Here is a 21,616-nt window from a genome sequence, read left to right as displayed (position 1 = left end):
TTGTTATGCTAAAAAGATTACTATAGAGAATAGATTTCAGAAGGGATATACGTGTTTTATTAATTATTTTCTCATTTTTTATGTTGTACTCTTGAACGTTGGAATCGTTTTTGATACTTTCTATCACACTATACATGCCGAGCAGTTTATGTACTTTAATATTGGTATTAAGTCGATTATCTTATTTATTAGTGTGCTTACCTTATGTTCATATATGATAACTGTATTAGTGAAGACTAGTAAAATATTAAGAGTAGACACTGTGATACAATTAAAAGAGTATCTGAATTTTAAATAAACAGATATCATATATGTAGATCGTAAGCTAAATAAAAGTAGTTGTGTTTCAATTCCGAATAGAATGAGGCAGACAAATTTTAGAAGATAACCATAAGGTTTAATTTCTAATAGAACTGTACATAAATTATATAAGCTCCCCCCCAAGCGTTTAAATTATGATTTTATTATTCTTAATAGTATTACTTTTTGTTAGTTATGTCCTTGTTTTTAGTCATAATATGTCCAAGGAGATTGGAGATAAAAAGGTATTTTACCTCTCTTGTATTCTTGTAGTATTAGCATTTCTAGTTTATTTCATCAAGCGAGATAAAATTGCTTTAAATTTCTCCTTAGGAGCTTTTTTAGGACTGACTATAGGTCCATTATTACTATTGTTATTAAAGAATAAGGAGAGTAAGATTTATTACCATTTGCTTCCTCTTATTATCTTTTCTGCAGTAGATATATTGAGTTTCTTTTTTGTTCCTTCTTTTTATTCGTGGTATTTGCCATTTGTAGATGATATTCTCTTTGCAACAGTAGCATTGAGCTGCATAATCTATGGAAGTTATGGTTATCTCTACGTAGTTCAAGAGGAACTCAGTTTTGAGCACAATAGCATTGTTATTTCTTATATCGTATTAGTATTCAGTTGTGCTTTCTTTTTTGGTTTGCTTTTTTTTAAATCTCCATCAGCATTTGATATAGATTATGTGTATATGATATACTGCTTCTTCCTGATAGGAGTGGCGTTGTTGACAGAACTCAACGTTGCTTTAAGCTGTAGAAAGCAGAAAACTGATTCTCGTATCTTAGATCAAATGGAGTATCTTATAAAAGGGGAAGGAAAGCAAGTCGTTTGGTCAGAATTCTTACAAGAGTTACCTGATGAGCATAGAGAGACTAAGAAGGAAGTGGGGGACACAGAGAAGCAAGAACGAATAGAAATTATTCGCCAGAAGCTGTCTAAAGATTTGATAGAAACCAAACTTTACTTAGAGCCTGATCTAACGATAGATCAATTAGCTACTGTTATATGTATCAGTAAAAAGGAATTGGTATTGTATTTTAAAAATAGCCATTCAACTAATTTTAGACAGTATATTAATCGATTAAAAGTAGAATATGCAGTTAATCTGATTCAAGAAAAAAATAAGGATATCACAGTAGAAGAACTAGCATTTTATTGTGGGTTTAATACTCGGTTATCTTTTTATAGAGCCTTTGTTCAGTGGTATGGTTTTCCACCTTCAGCTTTATTAGATAAGTAAAAATAGTCAGTTTCGTGCTGATCCAAGCGGTATTCAATATAGAGTACCGCTTTTCTTTTTAAGGAGTGTATTCAGTGATTTTGAAAGAAAAGTAGTAAACCATACCTTAATTTACCAATATCTACCTCTAGACTCGTTCTATTGTATAGAAATTCAAATAATGATGTTTTTAGTTGTTAAAAAAGTAAACTAAATAAAGTGATACTGTGCTTTTTTAACGTTTGATATTCTTAAAGTATGTACCATTAGGCTTTAGATGAGGAGAGAGAGCCTGTTTTGATACATGGAATTAACATAAGGCTTCTAGTTTTGTTTTTCAAGTTTAAGTATATAAACACTCTTCAAATCCTATTTATTTAGATATCTATTTTTATTAAATGTAGCATGTGTTACCCTTTGGATAGTTTTTGGACTAATAAGAATATTACAAATTTTTTATTGTGTCTATCAAAGTAGTCAAAAAAGTGAAGAGTTTTTTTCTTTTAAAGAGATTTTATGTACAGAGTTTAATTGTTTTCTATTTACAATTTATTATGGTTCTACTGTTTTTGATTCTCCTTTTTTTTGTTAGCTATGTTGTTCTTTTTAGTTTTAATAAATCAAAACGCAATATAGATAAGAAGATTTTTTTTCTATGTTGTATTTTAGTTTTATCCTCTTTTCTAGTGTATCTGATAAAGAGAGATAAGGGGATTATTAGTTTTTACTTAAGCGCTTATTTTGCGTTGACAATAGGTCCTTTATTGTTTTTGCTATTATATAATGTCTCTATTAGGATTTTATGGCATCTATTACCTTTTATAGTTTTTCCAATATTTTGTTTGTTGTCGAAGCTATTTTTACCTAATTCTGAATATTTACTTTCGATAGATAGAATACTTTATGTGTTGATAGTAGTAAGTTGTTTGTTATATGGAAGTTATGGTTATTTATATATGATAAAATATGAATTAGATTTTAAAAAAAATAGTGTGATTGTGAGTTATATTTTATTAGTGTTAAGTTGTTCTTTCTTCTATGCTGTGCTGACATTTAAGCCTATTGGAGTTTTTGATGCCGATTATATTTATGTATTCTATTGTCTTATTTTGCTTATTGTTTCTTTTTTAGATGCTATGAATAGTTATATAATTAATAATTATAAGGGAAGATTAAAGATAAAAAGTGAAGCAATACAGTTATTAATAGGAGAGCAAGAAGGCCCAAACTTAGATAATCAACCAGAACTTGAAGAGCTAGAAGTATCAATAGAATGTAACAAAAAAGAGGTTGACGAACTTTGTTTGGACACAAAGGAATTTCAATTTACTATGGAGAAAGAACAGCGCATGATGGTTATTCGTCAGAAGTTATTTGAACAGTTGATTGAAAGTAAACTTTATTTGAATGTAGATTTGACCTTACAAAAGCTTTCTGAAGTATTAGAAATAGATAAGAAGGAATTGTCAGAGTACTTTAAAGAATCTAATTCTATAAGCTTTAGACAATATATAAACCGGCTAAGGGTAGAGTATGCAGTGGGATTAATTAAAGAAAAAAATAAGGATGTGACAGTAGAGGAATTAACTAGTTTTTGTGGATTTAATAATAGATTGTCTTTCTATCGTGCATTTGTTCAGGTATATGGTTTTCCCCCTTCTGCTTTGTTGAGTAAGTAATGAAGATTTTAGATACTTATTTTAGAAGTATTGCTTCTGAATTAATAAAATACTTTGGATTTTAAAAGATAATATATGTTAAAATAAAATATTAACATATATATATATAATTTTAAATATATGATTTTTAAATGAATTATATTTTATGTTTGTTCTTTTAAAATAGATTTATGTGTTGTTTATTAGCTTTTTTGTTTGTTCTTTTTTTTGATTTACATTTAATAACTATTCGCGCAAAGTGACTTTTTGATAATTTTAAGTCTTAAGTTGTACAGATGTTGATTCAATGTGAATTATTGTATTAAAAAAATATATGTAATGCGACTTATGTTTGTTAATAAAATAGCTAAGAAATGTTTATCAAAGTACATGCTTTATGTATTATTACTGGTTTTTGTTACCTTCTGCTTAGTATTCTATACAAGTACAATAGAGTGTACGGAGTTTAATATTTTTCCATGGGTGGGTAGTATTATCTTACTTTCTCTTACTCCTACAGTTAATAATAGAATGATATTGTCAGAGCTATACAGTATTTTAATATTGGGAATAGCTGTTATTATTGTACATACATTTTTTCATTTAGAGATTTGGTTAGAAGATTCATTGTTTAACTTTTTTAGTATTATGTATTTCTTGTTTTATTTTACTCGCATTAGTAGAATTGCAATTGAAGATAAAATACATCGAGGATATATTCATTTTATTAATTTCTTTTTGTTATTTGACTTTATACTCTTTAATGTAGATTCTCTATTAGGACTGTTATTCAGAGAGTCTATAGCCTTACATATAAAGTATATAGATATAGGAATAGATGCTGTTATCCTGTTTATTTCTTGTATTACTTTGTTAAGCTTAATAATTAATAAATTAATATTGAAAAAGAAGTCATTCACTTATAAAATATCAAGTAAAACAGATCTAGATGTGGAAGAAGCAAAAGATCAAATAATTATAAGTCAACCATTAGTAATCTTTACAGAAGAGGAGGTGTTAATTGTAAAAAAGATAGCTGATTTTTTTGAACAAGACTTATCTTATTTAGAAAATGATTTTTCTTTGAGTAGATTATGCGAATTGATAATTGAGGATAACAGAAGTACGGTTAGTAGAGTAATTAATGACTGTTTAAATACGACATTTTATAAATTAGTTGGTAAATATAGGGTTAATCATTCCCTTAGATTATTAGAAAGGAAGGAGAATTGGACATTAGATGTAGTTGCAAATAGTTGTGGATTTAAATCTGTAAATACTTTTAAAAAGCATTTTGTTGATTGTGTTGGAATAACGCCTAATGAATATAGAATGGTTGGTTTTTAGATGATATTCTTTTCTGCTAATACTTGAGAATAATTACATATCTCCATATCGTTTAATTATGAAGTGACTTTGTAAGTTTATTTTTAGGAGAAATTTATCCTTATTTTAAAAGTAGATCTTAATTACATAAGTGAAGTAGTCTTGACTTTTGGAAAATAAAGAAGGGTTATAGAAATTTGTGTCGCTAAACAAACAAAACCTACAACCCCATGTACCAAGTACTCCACAAAGATAGTATAGAATAAGATATAGTACCACACTTACTCCTACCAAAAAGAGGGTTTAAATCAAAAGCTCTACTTTATGAGATAGTTAATGCAATATTATATAAACTAAAAACAGGTATCCAGTGGAGTTATTTGCCAGCTCAAGCTTTATTTAGTACTCAAGTATTAAGTCATAAAACAGTATTTGGTCATTTCTGTAATTGGTGCAAAGCTGGTGTATGGCAATCTTGTTGGAGTGAATTATTAAAAAAGAATAAGTCTTTTATTGATTTATCAAGTGGAGATTTAGATGGAAGTCATACCACAGCTTTAAGAGGAGGTGAACAGGTTGCTTATCAAGGTAGGAAAAAACATAAGACGACAAACTCCTTATATTTTACAAATCGTCAAGGCATACCTTTAGTTATGTTAGAACCAATAGCTGGAAATCACAATGATTTATTTGATAAAGAAATCTGTTTTGAAGATATAACCAATCAATTAACTAAAGCAGAAATACCTCTATCGGGATTGTTTATTAATGCTGATGCTGGGTTTGATTCACAGAAACTTAGAAAAATATTTATTGTAAGAACGAATGCTCGGGTAGATAGTTTTCGTTCTTTACTCAATAGATTTGACACCACACTTTCTAGTTGGATGGCGTGGAATTTCTTGGCTTTTATTGTTATAGGACTAAAGAAATTTAAGAAAACTAAAAAGTCAAGATGACTTCAAGTGATAAACGGCTATCAATTTTTAATTGGTAGCCGTTTTTTTTGTATAATCTATCTCTAGCTTTTTCATGACTAAAATTTAGACTTGGTAAGGAGTAGTACTTAAAAGAATAGAAAGAAATATATAGTATACTATTCTTGTTTTTTATTTTGAGAATATGATATTATCATTAAATACTAGAGCTGTTTTTTTTTACAAGTAAAAGCCAACGTTCTTGATTATCCTTGTCCTATTGTTACCCCTTCTTTTTGTACTAATCTACTTTAGTAAAGTTAGCAAAACATTGACATTTTTATGCAAAACTAAGAGTAAAAGAGTTAATAATAATTAAATATAACTGACATAATATTTCAAAATTAGTTTTGTATTTACTTTGTTGATTAGTAGTGTATTGTGTTTTTGTTTCATTCGTTAAACCATGTATCAGTACGTTTCATTTAATCATTTTATTCTCTTTTTGATACAATTATTAACAATTGGTGTAAATATATTTGCTTGTCAATAATTTCTGAACAAGGAGTTAATTGTATTTCTATTCTTTAGTACTTTTTACGGAATAGGATGTAGTAATATAAATCAAGTATTGTTAGGTTGAAATAAATTGTAGAGAAATATATGAAAAAAAGAGTACTATCTGTAGCTGCTTTATTAGTAAGTAGTTTTGCTGCTAATGCACAAGTAGGGATTGGAACTTTGACTCCAAACAAATCGGCAGAGTTAACTATTGAATCAACCAATAGAGGGTTATTGATTCCACGCATTGCATTAAAGGACAGTAAAGATGTTGTTACAATTAGCGAGTTTCCTAAAAATGGAATTAATAGCATGCTTGTGTACAATACTGCTACTGTTAAGAATGATTTGAAACCAGGATATTATTATTGGTATATCGATAAGTGGAATCGATTAACTACTGTTGCAGATATTCCTGATGCTGTAATTAATAATTACCAAGAGATTTTCAACAATAAGAATATTGTTGAAGAGATTACTAATATTATTAATACAACTAAAGGCAATGTTGTTTATGAAGGTGATAAATTATACTACATAAGCGATAATGGTGAAAAAGTAGAAATAAAAGAGAAAGTTACTAAGATAGAGTATGATGAAACTTCTGGAGATTATATTTTCTATAATGAAGATGCAATTGACAGAAATGGAAATCCTATTTTAAATAAAGGATATAGGATTAAACTTCCTAAGAGCGTAATTAAAAACTTCAAGGAGATTGTTAACAATGAAATAGTTAAGAAAGAACTGTATGAAGTAATTAACAACAGCTATGTAGGTGGGAATGTTTATTATGATGGGAATTCATTTACTTATGTAACAAAAGAAGGAGAAGTAAAGAATATTTCCTTTAACGATATCGTTAAAGGAAATGAAACGGTTACTACATTGGTAGATAATGGAAATGGAACATTTACATATACAAATGAAAAAGGTGATGCTGTCACTATTGATTTAGCAAAGGGACCTAAAGGAGATAAAGGGGCCGATGGGAAGTCTGCTTTAGAAATTTGGCAAAGTTTACCTGGTAATGATGGAAAGGATGGAGAAGCTTTTATAGCGGCTATAAAAGGTGACAAAGGAGAAAAAGGAGACACAGGTTTCAAGTCAGAGTCACAACCAGGTAAGACAGGTGAACCAGGGAAACCAGGAGAAGCTGGCGGGCCAGGAGAAGGCGTGACTATTGTACACAATGATTCAGGAGTATGGGTTTATGACCCAACGACAAATACGTGGACAAACATCTTAGGTCCTAAAGGAGACAAGGGAGATACAGGATTCAAATCAGAGTCATTACCAGGTCAGAGTGGAACACCAGGGACACCAGGAGATACAGGTAATCCAGGAGCACCAGGAGAAGGCGTGACTATTGTACACAATGATTCAGGAGTATGGGTATATGACCCAACGACAAATACGTGGACAAACATCTTAGGTCCTAAGGGAGACAAGGGAGATAATGGTTTCAAAGGTCAAGATATGACAGGAGCTCCAGGAACACCAGGAGCAGAGGGAATGCCTGGAACACCAGGGGATACAGGTAATCCAGGAGCGCCAGGTGAAGGTGTAACTATCGTCCACAACAATGACGGTACATGGATACTTAACCCTGATGGAACTTGGACAAACATTAATGGTAAAAAAGGAGATAAGGGAGACAAAGGAGATACAGGATTCAAATCAGAGTCATTACCAGGTCAGAGTGGAACACCAGGGACACCAGGAGATACAGGTAATCCAGGAGCACCAGGAGAAGGCGTGACTATTGTACACAATGATTCAGGAGTATGGGTTTATGACCCAACGACAAATACGTGGACAAACATCTTAGGTCCTAAAGGAGACAAGGGAGATACAGGATTCAAATCAGAGTCATTACCAGGTCAGAGTGGAACACCAGGGACACCAGGAGATACAGGTAATCCAGGAGCACCAGGAGAAGGCGTGACTATTGTACACAATGATTCAGGAGTATGGGTATATGACCCAACGACAAATACGTGGACAAACATCTTAGGTCCTAAAGGAGACAAGGGAGATAATGGTTTCAAAGGTCAAGATATGACAGGAGCTCCAGGAACACCAGGAGCAGAGGGAATGCCTGGAACACCAGGGGATACAGGTAATCCAGGAGCGCCAGGTGAAGGTGTAACTATCGTTCACAACAATGATGGTACATGGATACTTAACCCTGATGGAACTTGGACAAACATTAATGGTAAAAAAGGAGATAAGGGAGACAAAGGAGATACAGGATTCAAATCAGAGTCATTACCAGGTCAGAGTGGAACACCAGGGACACCAGGAGATACAGGTAATCCAGGAGCACCAGGAGAAGGCGTGACTATTGTACACAATGATTCAGGAGTATGGGTTTATGACCCAACGACAAATACGTGGACAAACATCTTAGGTCCTAAAGGAGACAAGGGAGATACAGGATTCAAATCAGAGTCATTACCAGGTCAGAGTGGAACACCAGGGACACCAGGAGATACAGGTAATCCAGGAGCACCAGGAGAAGGCGTGACTATTGTACACAATGATTCAGGAGTATGGGTATATGACCCAACGACAAATACGTGGACAAACATCTTAGGTCCTAAGGGAGACAAGGGAGATAATGGTTTCAAAGGTCAAGATATGACAGGAGCTCCAGGAACACCAGGAGCAGAGGGAATGCCTGGAACACCAGGGGATACAGGTAATCCAGGAGCACCAGGTGAAGGTGTAACTATCGTCCACAACAATGATGGTACATGGATACTTAACCCTGATGGAACTTGGACAAACATTAATGGTAAAAAAGGAGATAAGGGAGACAAAGGAGATACAGGATTCAAATCAGAGTCATTACCAGGTCAGAGTGGAACACCAGGGACACCAGGAGATACAGGTAATCCAGGAGCACCAGGAGAAGGCGTGACTATTGTACGCAATGATTCAGGAGTATGGGTTTATGACCCAACGACAAATACGTGGACAAACATCTTAGGTCCTAAAGGAGACAAGGGAGATACGGGATTCAAATCAGAGTCATTACCAGGTCAGAGTGGAACACCAGGGACACCAGGAGATACAGGTAATCCAGGAGCACCAGGAGAAGGCGTGACTATTGTACACAATGATTCAGGAGTATGGGTATATGACCCAACGACAAATACGTGGACAAACATCTTAGGTCCTAAAGGAGACAAGGGAGATAGTGGTTTCAAAGGTCAAGATATGACAGGAGCTCCAGGAACACCAGGAGCAGAGGGAATGCCTGGAACACCAGGGGATACAGGTAATCCAGGAGCGCCAGGTGAAGGTGTAACTATCGTTCACAACAATGATGGTACATGGATACTTAACCCTGATGGAACTTGGACAAACATTAATGGTAAAAAAGGAGATAAGGGAGACAAGGGAGATAATGGTTTCAAAGGTCAAGATATGACAGGAGCTCCAGGAACACCAGGAGCAGAGGGAATGCCTGGAACACCAGGGGATACAGGTAATCCAGGAGCACCAGGTGAAGGTGTAACTATCGTCCACAACAATGATGGTACATGGATACTTAACCCTGATGGAACTTGGACAAACATTAATGGTAAAAAAGGAGATAAAGGAGCAAAAGGATCAGATGGTAAGTCGGCATTAGAGATCTGGCAAAGTCTTCCTGGAAATGACGGAAAAGATGGAGAGGCATTTATTGCATCTTTAAAAGGAGATAAGGGAGATAAAGGAGAAATCGGAGCAGATGGAAAATCGGCATTAGAAATTTGGCAGAGCCTTCCTGGAAATGATGGAAAAGATGGAGCAGATTTCATCGCATCAATCACAGGAAAAGATGGAAAAGATGGAAAATCAGCATACCAAGAAGCAGTAGACAACGGATTTGTAGGAACTGAAGCAGAGTGGTTAATTAGTTTAATCGGAGCAAAAGGATCAGATGGTAAGTCGGCATTAGAGATCTGGCAAAGTCTTCCTGGAAATGACGGAAAAGATGGAGAGGCATTTATTGCATCTTTAAAAGGAGATAAGGGAGATAAAGGAGAAATCGGAGCAGATGGAAAATCGGCATTAGAAATTTGGCAGAGCCTTCCTGGAAATGATGGAAAAGATGGAGCAGATTTCATCGCATCAATCACAGGAAAAGATGGAAAAGATGGAAAATCAGCATACCAAGAAGCAGTAGACAACGGATTTGTAGGAACTGAAGCAGAGTGGTTAATTAGTTTAATCGGAGCAAAAGGATCAGATGGTAAGTCGGCATTAGAGATCTGGCAAAGTCTTCCTGGAAATGACGGAAAAGATGGAGAGGCATTTATTGCATCTTTAAAAGGAGATAAGGGAGATAAAGGAGAAATCGGAGCAGATGGAAAATCGGCATTAGAAATTTGGCAGAGCCTTCCTGGAAATGATGGAAAAGATGGAGCAGATTTCATCGCATCAATCACAGGAAAAGATGGAAAAGATGGAAAATCAGCATACCAAGAAGCAGTAGACAACGGATTTGTAGGAACTGAAGCAGAGTGGTTAATTAGTTTAATCGGAGCAAAAGGATCAGATGGTAAGTCGGCATTAGAGATCTGGCAAAGTCTTCCTGGAAATGACGGAAAAGATGGAGAGGCATTTATTGCATCTTTAAAAGGAGATAAGGGAGATAAAGGAGAAATCGGAGCAGATGGAAAATCAGCATTAGAAATTTGGCAAAGTCTTCCTGGAAATGATGGAAAAGATGGGGCAGATTTCATCGCATCAATCACAGGAAAAGATGGAAAAGATGGAAAATCAGCATACCAAGAAGCAGTAGACAACGGATTTGTAGGAACTGAAGCAGAGTGGTTAATTAGTTTAATCGGAGCAAAGGGATCAGATGGTAAGTCGGCATTAGAGATCTGGCAAAGTCTTCCTGGAAATGACGGAAAAGATGGAGAGGCATTTATTGCATCTTTAAAAGGAGATAAGGGAGATAAAGGAGAAATCGGAGCAGATGGAAAATCGGCATTAGAAATTTGGCAAAGTCTTCCTGGAAATGATGGAAAAGATGGAGCAGATTTCATCGCATCAATCACAGGAAAAGATGGAAAATCAGCATACCAAGAAGCAGTAGACAACGGATTTGTAGGAACTGAAGCAGAGTGGTTAATTAGTTTAATCGGAGCAAAAGGATCAGATGGTAAGTCGGCATTAGAGATCTGGCAAAGTCTTCCTGGAAATGACGGAAAAGATGGAGAGGCATTTATTGCATCTTTAAAAGGAGATAAGGGAGATAAAGGAGAAATCGGAGCAGATGGAAAATCGGCATTAGAAATTTGGCAAAGCCTTCCTGGAAATGATGGAAAAGATGGGGCAGATTTCATCGCATCAATCACAGGAAAAGATGGAAAAGATGGAAAATCAGCATACCAAGAAGCAGTAGACAACGGATTTGTAGGAACTGAAGCAGAGTGGTTAATTAGTTTAATCGGAGCAAAAGGATCAGATGGTAAGTCGGCATTAGAGATCTGGCAAAGTCTTCCTGGAAATGACGGAAAAGATGGAGAGGCATTTATTGCATCTTTAAAAGGAGATAAGGGAGATAAAGGAGAAATCGGAGCAGATGGAAAATCGGCATTAGAAATTTGGCAAAGTCTTCCTGGAAATGATGGAAAAGATGGAGAGGCATTTATTGAATCATTAAAAGGAGATGCAGGAACAGCAGGAACTAATGGTAAAGATGGTATTGGTGGTAAAACCATTCAAGGTACTGCCATCACTATTACAGGCGTAGGTTCAGAAGCTAGTCCTTATATTGTAAATACAGATGTCTCTAAGTTAATATTAACAGGAGATGTAACAGGTCCAGCAAATGCTAATAAGTTAACAACATTAAAAGGTAAACCAGTTAATCAGGCTGTTCCAACAGTTAATGGACAAGCATTAGTATATAATGGTACAGAGTGGGTAGCAGGTACACCAAAAGTTGATGTTACGGATGTTATAAATGCTAAGGATCTTACTGCAGCAGATGCTAATCCTACTATCGAAGTTGTGAGTGGTGGAACGAAAGCTGTTTTAGTAGATACAAGCCTAAGAGTGAAAGATGAATCTATTACATCTGGTAAGATTAAAGATGGAACTATTCAACCTATTGATATGGCTAATGGAGGTAATAACCAAGTATTAGTAACTGATGCTACAGGGAAACCTAAATGGGAAGATAAATCTGCTTTAGCTGTAACTGCTGATAATGGTTTAACTAAGACAATTAATAATATCCAGTTAGGTGGAAGTTTACTTAAAGCGACTGATATTACTACTTCTAGCACAAATACTTTAGCGTTAAAAGGATTGGATAAGAAAAATGTACAGGATCAACAGACTCAACATTTATTAGCTGTGGATAATAATGGAGATGTTATTAAAGCGTTAAAAGCAGCTATGCCGAAATTCTTCTATATGCCTTCTATTATTGTGCCAACTAGTTCAGAGCAAATGAATGCTGCTGGATCAGGTAGTTTAGCAGGGGATACTTTTGATGATTCAACATTATTAGGTAAAATAGATTTATACGGTCGTTATGTGAGTCAGTTTGGTACTCCAGTAACTTCTAGTCCTAATCCTAAATCTAGCCTACCTGTATTACCAACATCAGAGTTGGATTACTTTATTACTTGGTATGATACTACAGTGTTTAAAGTAGTGACTGTTGATAATAATGGGATTCTAAATTATGAACTTCAGAGAAATGCTGATATCACAACAGGCACATTTATGAACATAGTGTTCTCTGTTAGAAACGATAACTAATTTGGATAAGTTTATCTAGGCTTGCTTGTAAAGAGCAAGTCTAGATATAACTACTAATGAGTTATAATATAGAATTATTTTTAAAATAATTATAAGAATATGAATTATATAAAAAATATAAATAAGTATCTATTCTATCTAGTATTTGCATTAGTAAGTACAGGTATAGGTTATGCGCAATGTTCAGTTAATGCTGGAGGTAATGCGACAACTTGTGGTACTGAAAAAACGTTATCTGGAGCAGCAGAAGGAGGCGCAACTAATCTAAGTTGGACTATAGTCAGTAAGCCAGCAGGTGCAACTGATCCTGTTATTTTTAATGGAACTACATTGACTCCGAAAGTTACAGGTATGAATACTCCAGGTAATTATAAGTTTCGTTTATCGAAAAAGTGTGACGATGGAAAGACAATTGCTACATCGGAAGTAACGATTACTTCTTCAGGAGATGTATCTTCATTTAGCGCAGGAAGTGATATTGTAAATGTACATGCTACTTCAGGAATAGTAAATTTAAATGGGGTGATACCTGAGGGGTTTACAGGAGTATGGAGAGCAGAGAATATTTTTGAAAAGGTAAGATTTAATAGATTTAATTCAAATAATGCAACACTTAGTGCTACAAATATAGGAAACCCAACATTTAGTTTAATTAAGAAAGCAAATCATGATGCTGATCCAGCATATACTCTGTATTTAAGAATTACGTCTAAGTTTAATCCTAACTGTTGGTATGAAAAATCAATTATAGTACGATTTATTCCTAATCCTGAGATTAGTATTAAAAATACTAGTCAGTGTGCAACTACTTTACAAAAGAATAATGTGTATGTTCAGTATCAAGATAATTCACCAAAAATAGGTTCTTTCTATGATGGAACTACAGGTTATCCAGGTTTAGGTACAACAATTACTTTAAATGTTATAGAACAACCAGTAGATGGAAATCTTTCTATTTCTGAATTTGAAACAGGAAATGTACATTTTATAACTAATGCAGTTGGATTGTATAGATACACAATTACATTGAGTAATTCAATAGGGAGTTATACTACTCCTGAATATATGATTGATATAACAGGTGTAGAACCTGGCGCTATTAGTTTTATTGATCCGGTTTATCCTGAGCAATATATGGTTTATGCAGGAGGTGGAACTGGAGGAGAAGTTCTGTGTAATATGGTAGGAAGTTCAACACCTGTTAATATAAATTATTCTATAGCTGCAAATGATGATCCAGCAACTATAAATACGACAGCATCTGTTTCTAATCAATACGTTCCAGGAGGTTTAGTACCAACTATTGAGTCGTTTGGAAGTGGATTAGCAAAAAGATATTTCAAGGTCACTCCTCCTGTAGATGGATGGAGAATAGGAACTTATTCTATTTCAATATCAACTAATAAAAACGGAGCTTGTCCAAAAGGTACTACTTATTATATTCATGTATCAGATGGAAAAAGACCTAATCTTAGTATAGAGGATGTGGTTGTTTGTTATCCTGGTTCAGGTGTAGTGGATGCAACTGTTTTTTTACCTGCTGCTTTTCAAGAAGTTGTTGATCCTACTTATATGTTAGGGTATTCAGGGAAATATGAAATTTCATTAGTATCTAAACCAGAAGAATCGAATATACCTAGCTATGATCCTTATAATACTACAAGAACATTAAGGAGTACTCAGACAGTTATACATAATCTAAATATGCCAGGAGAATATGTTTTTAAGGTTAAAGCAGAAGGATATATTGAATCTGTAGATTGGCTTTTAGCAGAAGAATATGCCTGTTCAGGAACGTCTAGAGAAACTACTTTTAAAGTTACTGTATCTGCACAAATTGGATCAAATGCAGGTAGTAACCAGAATGATGTATTCTGTAGAGCACGTACAGTACTTGTAGGAAATGATCCAGGTGCAGGTCAAGGAAAGTGGACTGTAGAATCTGCACCTGCTAATATGAATCCAACTTTTAGTGATGATACTAGTCCTAGAGCGGTAGTAGCGGGGATGGATGCAACAGGAATTTATAAGTTTAAATGGACTATTAAAACAGGAGATTGTGAGTCTTCATCTATTGTAGAAGTGATTACAGATCAAGATAATTGTAAAGCCCCTAAGATTATTACTAATCCTATGGTTCCTACTAAAACTAAAAGAAGATAATTACTATGAAAAAGAACATTATTTGTTTAGGAGCCGTTTTGTTTGTTGTGCCGATTATGGCACAACAGACAAAACAAGATCAAGTCTTGGTAAACAAGGGGAAGTTATCTGTAGCTGAAGGTGGATTGTTGTCAACTATTTATGATTTTTCAAATACAGATTCTGGTATAGTGGAGAATAACGGTTCTGTTTATTATTATAATAATTTTAATAATGATAATCTCTATTATCATAAAGACAATGCTATTAAATCAAAAGCAGTATTCACTAAGTATGAAGATCTGAAAGGCAAGCAAACTATATCAGGAAATAAACCATCTGATTTCTATAATGTAGTACTTGATAACACTGAGGCTAAAGTTGCATTTGATCTAAAGAATGAAGTAAACATACATGGAAGTGTAGACTTCCAGAACGGAATTATTAAAGTAGATTCAGTTATTAATAAAGCTACTAATCTACCTTATGGAACTTTGACTTTTCACCAAGGAGCTAAAGCATTAAAGCCAACAGATAGAAGTCACGCAGAAGGATATGTAGAGAAGATCGGAAAAGAAGAGTTTCAATATCCTAAGGGAGATAAAGGACTTTATCGCTATGCTAGAATCACTGCCCCTGAGAATGTAAAAGATGCTTATCAAGGGAAGTATAACCTAGATGATAAGAACTTCTTTAAGGCACGTGCTACTAAGTCAGGTGTGATTAATCTACTGGATACTCGTGAGTATTGGACCATTGATAAAGGTAATGACAATAGTCAAGGAGATATTATGCTAACGTTAAGTTGGGATGAGCGTACTACTCCTAAAGAGCTTTTAGCTAATCCAGAGAAAGAGTTGCACATTGTACGTTGGGATGCCAAACAGCAGTTATGGGTAGATGAAGGTGGAGTAGTCGATTTAGATAAAAAAGAGATTACAACTCCTACTAGTGTAAGAGGTTATGGGTTTTTTACGTTAGCGACAGTTAACACAGATCTAATCCTAGATGGAGACATTGTTATTTACAACCTTGTAACCCCTGATGGAGATGGTAAGAATGATTACTTTATCATTGACAATATTACTAAGTTTCCAAATAACACAGTGGAAGTTTATAACCGCTGGGGAGTTAAGGTTTATAATACAAGTAATTATGACAGTGCAGGAAATGTATTTAGAGGGTATTCGGATGGTCGTGTGACAATTAATAAGAACGAAAAACTACCAAGTGGAACGTACTATTACATTGTGAACTACGAGTATAAAGATGCCAAAGGTTCACGCATGATTAAAAAATCAGGTTACCTACAATTAGAAAGCAATAAGTAAGAATATATGAATATTCAACAAAATATCAAGAAAATCGGAATCAGCCTAATCGCCTTAGGCTGCTTCTCACAAATGCAAGCGCAACAAGACCCGCAATACACCCAGTATATGTATAACACCAATATGGTTAACCCAGCTTATGCAGGAAGCAGAGGAACGTTAAACGTATTTGGGATGTACCGCACACAGTGGGTAGGATTAGATGGAGCCCCTAAGACAGCGAATGTATCTGTATCTACACCATTAGGTGAGAGCGGACTAGGGTTAGGTGTAAACTTTACCAATGATCGTTTAGGAGCGATGGATGAGAATAATATCTCAGTAGATTTATCGTATGCAATTGATTTGAACGCAGATTATAAATTAGCTTTTGGATTAAAAGGGACAGCTAATTTACTGAACGTGGATTATACAAAATTAAACATCCACAATCCATCCGATCCACACTCACAGGAGAATATCAACAATAAGTTTAGTCCAAATATCGGAGCAGGAGTTTACTTATATTCAGACAAAGCGTATGTGGGGTTATCAGTACCTAACTTCTTAACACAGAATAGATACGATGATAACGAGCGCAATACAGATCTAACAGTGATGCGTCAAAAAGCACACTTCTACCTAATGGGAGGATATGTATTTGATGTTAGTGAGAATGTATTGTTTAAACCAGCAGCATTAGTAAAAGCAGTAAGTGGAGCACCCTTACAAGTGGACTTGACAGCTAATGTATTGTTGTATGATAAATTTACATTAGGGGCAGCTTATCGTTGGGATGCAGCAGTCAGTGTACTGGCAGGCTTCCAAATAAACGACAATATGTTTATTGGATATGCTTACGATTTTGATACTACTAAATTGCACAATTACAACTCAGGATCACATGAGATCTTTATGAGATTTGAGTTATTTAACCGCCGTAGTACGATTAATGCGCCTCGATTCTTCTAGAAGAAGAGGAAAAAGACACAATTATGAGAAAAGAGCTATTGAAAATAAGCTTATTTGGTATGTTACTTTTAGCGGGAGTGAATACTCAGGCACAGAGGATAGCAGAGAAAAAAGCGGATAAAGAATATCAAACCCAGGCGTATGTCGATGCAATCAAGATTTATGAGCGCATCGCTAACAAAGGGTACACAAACGCAGATATGCTAAAGAAATTAGCAGATGCGTATTACTTTAATGGAAAGTTACCAGAGGCAAATAAGTGGTATGAACAGTTGTTTGAGGGTGAGTACGGCGATAAAGGTAAAGAGGCTATCTCATCAGAGTACTACTATCGCTACGCTCAGACGCTAAAATCTCTAGAGAACTACGATAAGTCAGATCAGATGATGCAGGAGTTCTCTAGATTAGAAAGTACAGATTCTCGTGCTCAGTTATTTGAACAAGACAAAGATTACTTGCAAAAGATAGAAGATAAGAAGGATCTGTATGATATACAACCTTTGGGTATTAACACAACGTTTTCGGATTATGGAGCAACTATTTTAGGTAATAAACTTGTGTTTACTTCTGCAAGAAATCAAGATGTAAATAAGTCAGTACATGAGTGGACTAATGAGAGCTTTACTGCTCTTTATAGTTCGGATATAAATACCGATGGGACCTTCTCAGAACCAGTACAACTTGCTAAAGAGATAAGCTCTAAAGTTAATGATGCAACAGCCGTATTTACTAAGGATGGCAATACGATGTATTTTACACGTAATAATTCAAGTGAAAAAGGGAAAAGAAGAAACAATAAAGACAAATCATCTTTATTAAAAATATATAAGGCCACTAAGAACCAGGATGGCTTGTGGGGACAAGTGTTAGAACTTCCGTTTAACTCGGATTATTTTAATACAGCCCATCCTAGTTTGACACCTGACGGTAAGTGGCTTTATTTTTCTTCAGATAGAAAAGGAACACTTGGACAGTCAGATATCTTTAGAGTAGCTCTTTATCCAACGGGAGAGTACGGAAGTGTTGAGAATATTGGAAGTAAAGTTAATACATCAGGACGTGAAACATTTCCATTTATCTCAGCGGATAACTTCTTGTTCTTCGCCTCAGATGGACATCCAGGACTTGGAGGATTAGATATGTTTGTGGCTAAAATTAATGTAGATGGATCTATAGGACAAGTAGCCAATATGGGAACCCCTATTAATAGTCCATTTGATGATTTTAGTGTTTATATAGATAGTAAATCTCATAAGGGATTTGTGAGTTCAAATAGACCAGGGGCAAGTGGAGGAGATGATATCTATTTCTTTAAAGAAAAACCGTGTAAACAAGCTCTTGAAGGTATAGTGTATGATAAGAATACAAAAGAGCCACTTGCTAATACAAGGGTGGTAATATCTGACGCATTATATCAAAAATCGGACACGATTATGACTGATGCAAAAGGATACTACTTATCAGAGTACTTAGACTGTGGAGGGAAATACCGCATCAAGGCAGAGAAACAAGATTATAATACTGTAGAAGTGGTATTTGTGGTAGAACGTCAACAAGGAATAAAACGAGTTGATATAGGGCTTGAGAAAACATTAGAACCTATCCAGAAGGATGATGATTTGTTTAAGAAGTTAAAACTTAATCCTATTTACTTTGATTTTGACAAGTCTAATATACGACCTGATGCAGCGGCAGAGTTAATCAAAGTAGTAGAGGTATTAAAAGAATACCCAACAATGAAGATAGATGTGCGTTCACATACAGATAGTAGAGGAAATGATGCGTACAACCTTAAGCTTTCAGATCGCAGAGCTAAATCCACAATAGAGTGGATGGTTACTCAAGGAATTCACAGAAACAGATTAACAGGTGATGGTTATGGAGAGACTAGGCTTTTAAACAAGTGTAGCAACTCAGTACCATGTACAATTGAACAACATCAGTTAAATAGACGAAGTGAGTTTATTGTTTTAGAACTATAATAAAGTCTATTGTAACTATTTTAATACCTGTTTTGAACAAAACAACAAATCAATTTTTTTTTCGACCGATCCCACTGTTGATCTAAAACAACAGTATTAGCCAATGATAGCCCCTATAGCAGGGGCTTTCTTTTTTTGTTTATTTTATTAGTGATATCAAGTAATATGGTAATAATTAACAGCTAATAGTTATTTTAATTATTAACTCAAGTTTCGCACCTCAAAAAAATTATGTAAGTGGTTGATGTTTAAAGTTAACAGTATTTAGTAAGAGTTCAAAATCTTCTATACTTGATATTACTTTAGCTGTAAACTCTACAATATCAATGTTGTCAATGAATTTTTCAATAAATTCCAAAATTAGACTTACAACAGCTAATATCCTTATATTTAATTTGTGTTCAATATAGTCTTGTTTCAAATCTTTAAACAACCCGCCTAAGGTTTCATAAGCTTCCATACGGTATCGAATACTAGCAAGTAAATACTGAGTCATTGTAATTGTTATTTGTGCAATGTGAACATCGAAGTTCGTTGACTGACATTTTCCAAGTTTAAAGAGTTGCTTCGCTTCTTTAAAAAAAACTTCAATTGACCACCTAATACTATAAATTTCAATTGCTTTGATAAAAGTTAATGCGGTGTCTGTAGCTATTAAAGTATGCCATTTACCATTCTGACCACGTTTTGAAATAAAAACAGCAACTTTAAGTCCATCGATTTCAGATATGTAGTGATAATAATAGTAATTAAGTTTACGACATCTTTTAGGCTTAAGTTGCTGTTTCTTAAGTTGTGAAATGGTCTTAACTTTGGATTCAACTTCAATTTTACTATTGTATTTATACATTCCAATAATATGAATTGTCTTGCCAAGACTACGTATTTTTTTAAGTAAACTAATACTAGTAAACCAAGTATCCATTAAAACATAATCTATTGCTATTTTACGCTTTATAATCCTTGAAAACATTTGTATTAGTACATCCGTCTTCTTTTTGTTTAGTTCTGTATATCTTTTTGCAGCAACCGTTTTAGGGCATCTAGTGGTCTTTTTTTGCTCTATACGTTGCTTTATTGTTAAACCATATTTTTGTTTTGATTTTTTATTCTCACGATGTAAACTAAAATCAATTGGAATAAAAATACTCCCATTCCAATATCCTGCTACTAGTAATTTGAATCCTAGATAGTATGTCTTTGAAACATGATTGTATATTTTTGAGATACCTTCGATAGTTTCTCCTGTTTTATGAAGGTCTGTATCATCAAAAATTAAACACTTCGTTGCATTTTCTGTTGAAGTAAAAAGCTCCTGCTTTTGTAAATATTGTTTTACAAACTGAAATAGAAATGATCTCCAATTGATGTTTTGATTTGCTAAAAGTCGATAGTAAGAATCTTTACCACATAAACTTATACCTGAGTTTTTGCTACTGACAAGTTCATTAATGCTTTGAATACCAATAATAGAAAAGACTAAGAGTGAACCGATTAATTGTTCAAAAGAATAACCCGCTTTCTTGCACCAGTTAAATTGGTTTTTAATTTTATTGAATCCTAAAATATTTAGATGCGCCTGTAGATATTCAGAACTCATCCAAACCTTTTTAAACTTTCCTTTTAATTCTTCAACTTTAGTAATATCTTCGTGTTGTAGCATGTTTTGTACTTTGTGTGTGGTAACTTAAAGATACAATAAAACCAAGGGAACCCCCCTTGGTTTGCATGCTATTTTTTTATCCTTTTAAACCCTGTGAAATAGGGGTGCGAAACTTGAGTTATTAAATAATATTGTAAATTACAGCTGAGTAAAAGAAAGATATAAAACTATGATTGATGTCGATGTACTATTGAGTTATAAAGGTGTTGTTAAGGAGTTTGATAAGGATCAGATGATTGTAGAGCAAGGGGAAGAACCTAGATATTACTATCAAATTATTCAGGGTAAAGTAAAGATGAATAATTACAATGAGGAGGGCAAAGAGTTTATTCAGGGAATGTTTGCCGATGGGGAGAGCTTCGGTGAACCACCTTTGTTTATGGAGATTGGTTATCCTGCAAATGCTATTGCTTTAGTTAAGTCTAAGATAGTTCTTATTAAAAAAGAAGACTTCTTTTTACTCTTAGAACAAGAGAAAACATCGTGTTTTGGTGTTTTTAAAGCCTTGTCTTCTAGGTTGTATTATAAATCTATTATGGCTCCTGATATATCCTCTAATGATTCTTATAAAAGGATATTAACACTGCTTCATTATCTTAAAGATCAAAGTGAGGTAGACAAGGGGAAAGAGTTTCTTATCGATCTAACTAGGCAACAGATAGCTGATTTAACAGGTCTTAGAGTAGAAACAGTTATAAGAACAATTAAAGAAATAGAGTGTAGAAAACAACTCCGAATAGAAAGAGGTAAATTATATATATAAGAATCAACAAGACATT

At 34.2% G+C, this 21,616-nt stretch carries 11 protein-coding genes; 10 read left to right on the top strand and 1 reads right to left on the bottom strand.

Going from position 1 to position 21,616, the window contains the following annotated elements:
• The first annotated feature begins 455 nt into the window (after nucleotides 1-455).
• The 9 genes from LNQ81_RS16370 (at nucleotide 456) to LNQ81_RS16330 (ending at nucleotide 19,174) form a co-directional block, all read left to right on the top strand.
• The gene (locus tag LNQ81_RS16370) at nucleotides 456-1,550 is read left to right on the top strand and encodes a helix-turn-helix domain-containing protein (protein ID WP_229948601.1); all 1,095 of its coding nucleotides are present in this window, start codon (nucleotides 456-458) and stop codon (nucleotides 1,548-1,550) included.
• A gap of 977 nt (nucleotides 1,551-2,527) precedes the next feature.
• The gene (locus tag LNQ81_RS18220) at nucleotides 2,528-3,208 is read left to right on the top strand and encodes a helix-turn-helix domain-containing protein (protein WP_229948599.1); all 681 of its coding nucleotides are present in this window, start codon (nucleotides 2,528-2,530) and stop codon (nucleotides 3,206-3,208) included.
• A 318-nt stretch (nucleotides 3,209-3,526) separates the two neighbouring features.
• Nucleotides 3,527-4,534 (top strand): AraC family transcriptional regulator, encoded by a 1,008-nt coding sequence (locus LNQ81_RS16360; protein WP_229948597.1) that lies wholly within the window; start codon nucleotides 3,527-3,529, stop codon nucleotides 4,532-4,534.
• A 248-nt stretch (nucleotides 4,535-4,782) separates the two neighbouring features.
• A complete protein-coding gene (locus LNQ81_RS16355; protein ID WP_229949313.1) occupies nucleotides 4,783-5,472 on the top strand; it encodes a transposase in 690 nt (229 codons plus the stop codon).
• 621 nt (nucleotides 5,473-6,093) lie between these two features.
• Nucleotides 6,094-12,768, top strand: a complete 6,675-nt coding sequence (locus LNQ81_RS16350; RefSeq protein WP_229948596.1) for a collagen-like protein — start codon at nucleotides 6,094-6,096, stop codon at nucleotides 12,766-12,768.
• A 99-nt stretch (nucleotides 12,769-12,867) separates the two neighbouring features.
• Entirely contained in the window at nucleotides 12,868-14,931 is a 2,064-nt protein-coding gene (locus tag LNQ81_RS16345; RefSeq protein WP_229948593.1) for a hypothetical protein, read from the top strand.
• Between the two features lie 5 nt (nucleotides 14,932-14,936).
• Nucleotides 14,937-16,241 (top strand): gliding motility-associated C-terminal domain-containing protein, encoded by a 1,305-nt coding sequence (locus tag LNQ81_RS16340; protein WP_229948592.1) that lies wholly within the window; start codon nucleotides 14,937-14,939, stop codon nucleotides 16,239-16,241.
• 6 nt (nucleotides 16,242-16,247) lie between these two features.
• Nucleotides 16,248-17,192: a PorP/SprF family type IX secretion system membrane protein gene (locus tag LNQ81_RS16335; protein WP_229948590.1), complete on the top strand. Its 945-nt coding sequence runs from the start codon at nucleotides 16,248-16,250 to the stop codon at nucleotides 17,190-17,192.
• Nucleotides 17,193-17,215: 23 nt separating this feature from the next.
• On the top strand, nucleotides 17,216-19,174 hold the full coding sequence (locus LNQ81_RS16330) for an OmpA family protein (RefSeq protein ID WP_229948588.1): 1,959 nt from the start codon (nucleotides 17,216-17,218) through the stop codon (nucleotides 19,172-19,174).
• Nucleotides 19,175-19,403: 229 nt separating this feature from the next.
• Here LNQ81_RS16330 and LNQ81_RS16325 read toward each other — a convergent pair whose 3' ends face one another.
• Nucleotides 19,404-20,837, bottom strand: a complete 1,434-nt coding sequence (locus LNQ81_RS16325; protein ID WP_229948586.1) for an IS4 family transposase — start codon at nucleotides 20,835-20,837, stop codon at nucleotides 19,404-19,406.
• A gap of 169 nt (nucleotides 20,838-21,006) precedes the next feature.
• Here LNQ81_RS16325 and LNQ81_RS16320 point away from each other — a divergent pair, with 169 nt between their 5' ends.
• Nucleotides 21,007-21,600 (top strand): Crp/Fnr family transcriptional regulator, encoded by a 594-nt coding sequence (locus tag LNQ81_RS16320; protein ID WP_229948584.1) that lies wholly within the window; start codon nucleotides 21,007-21,009, stop codon nucleotides 21,598-21,600.
• The last annotated feature ends 16 nt before the right edge of the window (nucleotides 21,601-21,616 follow it).

Source organism: Myroides oncorhynchi, from assembly GCF_020905415.1.
Classification (GTDB): Bacteria; Bacteroidota; Bacteroidia; order Flavobacteriales; family Flavobacteriaceae; genus Flavobacterium; species Flavobacterium oncorhynchi_A.
Note: the sequence above shows the minus strand (reverse complement) of the source record. Positions and strands in the feature narration are given on the sequence as shown.